General features: G+C 69.4%; 2 protein-coding genes and 1 pseudogene. 1 reads left to right on the top strand and 2 read right to left on the bottom strand.

Features of this window, described 5'->3' with window-relative positions:
- Nucleotides 1–142 precede the first annotated feature (142 nt).
- A pseudogene (locus AOK16_RS29355) lies at nucleotides 143–868 on the top strand (PASTA domain-containing protein); the annotation flags it as partial.
- A 105-nt stretch (nucleotides 869–973) separates the two neighbouring features.
- Here AOK16_RS29355 and AOK16_RS23110 read toward each other — a convergent pair.
- On the bottom strand, nucleotides 974–1,720 hold the full coding sequence (locus AOK16_RS23110) for a class E sortase (protein WP_055474078.1): 747 nt from the start codon (nucleotides 1,718–1,720) through the stop codon (nucleotides 974–976).
- A 46-nt stretch (nucleotides 1,721–1,766) separates the two neighbouring features.
- Nucleotides 1,767–2,119: sortase (locus AOK16_RS23115; RefSeq protein ID WP_240483712.1), on the bottom strand; the 353-nt coding region annotated here is incomplete at its 5' end.

Consider the following 2,119-nt stretch of genomic DNA (forward strand, 5'->3'; position numbering starts at 1 on the left):
CCGCCGCCGCGGCGGCGGGGGCCGCAAGAGCAGTACGTCGACGGTGCTGCTGGTCGTGGCGGGCATTCTGGTGCTGGTCGGCGCGATCTTCATCGGCCGCGAGGTGTTCGGCGGCAGCGGCAACCCGTCCGACACGGTGACCGTGCCCAACCTCGTCGGCCAGTCCCTCTCCGAGGCGAAGGCGCAGGGCGAGAACGGCGGCTTCGAGGTCCGGGAGGACGGCAGTCCCGTCGAGTGCGAGGACGACCTCAAGAAGGGCCAGATCGCCAAGCAGAACCCGGACTCGGGCGCCGAGGTCAAGAAGAACGGCACGGTCGAGGTCACCCTCTGCTCCGGGCCCAAGCTGATCTCGGTCCCGGACGTCGAGGGCGCCAAGGTCGACGAGGCCCGCAGCGTCCTGGAGGGCAAGGGCTTCGAGAACATCACCACCAAGTCGGTGGAGTCCGATCGGACGCCCGGCACGGTCCTCGACCAGAACCCCGAGGCGGGCAGCCAGAAGCCCGCGACCGCGACGATCACGCTCACGGTCGCCAAGGAGAAGGCCACGGTCGCCGTCCCGGACGTGACCAACAAGCCGCTGAACCAGGCCAAGGCGCAGCTGGAGGCGCAGGGCTTCAAGGTCGAGACGCAGGACACCGAGCGCGACGACGTGGCCCCGGACACGGTCGTCTCGCAGAGCCCCGGCGGCGGCACCGAGGCCGAGCCCGGTTCCACGGTGACGCTGACGGTGGCCAGGGCGGCGGAGAAGTCCGCGCTGCCGGACTTCACCAACCAGAAGCTGAAGGACGTCAAGAAGGCCCTCCAGGACCAGGGTCTGGCCCTCGGCTCGGTCGGCCCGGCGCAGGAGGACAACGCCATCGTCGTCGCCACCAACCCGCCGGCGGGCACCGAGGTGAAGAAGGGCGACACCATCAACCTGGTGACCGCCCCGGGCCAGGGCGGCGTCTGTTGTGCGGGCCGTTACGGGCGGTGGCTAGCGCAGTTCCTTGGGCGGGGTGCGGTCCGCGTCCACCTTCTCGGTGCGGTCGAGCTCGGCCCAGACGACGTACCGGTACTTGGAGGTGTAGACCGGCGTGCAGGTGGTGAGCGTCAGATACCGGCCGGCCTTCTTCCGGCCCGACTCCTTGGGCACGGGGGAGATCACGTCCACGTTGTACTTGGAGGTCTCCGGCAGCGTCGCGTAGACCTTGTAGACGTACCAGGTGTCGCGGGTCTCGAAGACGACCGCGTCGCCCTTCCCCAGCTTGTCGATGTTGTGGAACTTTGCGCCGTGCCCGTCGCGGTGCGCGGCGAGCGAGAAGTTGCCCTTCTTGTCCCAGGGCATCGCCGCCTTGACGGGGTCGGTGTAGTAGCCGGCGACGCCGTGGTTGAGCACCTCCGAGTCGGTGCCCTTGCCGACCAGCACCTCGCCGTTCTTCATGGCCGGCACGTGCAGGAAGCCGATGCCGTCCTTGGTGTCGAGCGCGCCGGGGCCTTTGTCCTCGGCGCCCGCGGCCCAGTGGTCGCGGACCCGGTCGCCCTGCTGGGCGGCATCCTGGTCAGCCAGGACGTTGGTCCACCACAGCGAGTAGGCGACGAACAGCGCGAGCACCACGCCCGCGGTGATGAGGAGTTCGCCGATGAAGCTGACGAAAGCCGCGATCCCGCGGCGCACCCGGCGCCCGCGCCGCGGTGGCGGCCGCCGCTCCTCCGACTTCCGTGCGTGCTGGGTCGCTGCCACCGCGTGCTGCTCCGTTCCCCGGTTTGGTGAAAGGGTCCGTCGGCCGTTAGCCCCCGACGAGCGCGTCCGGCTTCCCCTCGCTGCGCGGACGCTCGTCGACCATCTTGCCCCACACGATCATCCGGTAGGTACTGGTGAATTCGGGGGTGCAGGTGGTCAGCGTGATGTACCGGCCGGGGGCCGTGAACCCCGAGCCCTGCGGCACCGGCTCGATCACCGAGATGTTGCTCGGCGAGGTCTGCGGGAGGATGCTCGCCATCTCGTACGTGTAGAAGGCGCTGCGCGTCTCGACCACGATCTGGTCACCGGGCTTCAGCCTGTTGACGTAGCGGAACGGCTCGCCGTGGGTGTTGCGGTGCCCGGCGAGGGCGAAGTTGCCCTTCTTGTCCCAGGGCATCG

Source organism: Streptomyces pathocidini (genome assembly GCF_001418495.1).
GTDB lineage: Bacteria > Actinomycetota > Actinomycetes > Streptomycetales > Streptomycetaceae > Streptomyces > Streptomyces pathocidini.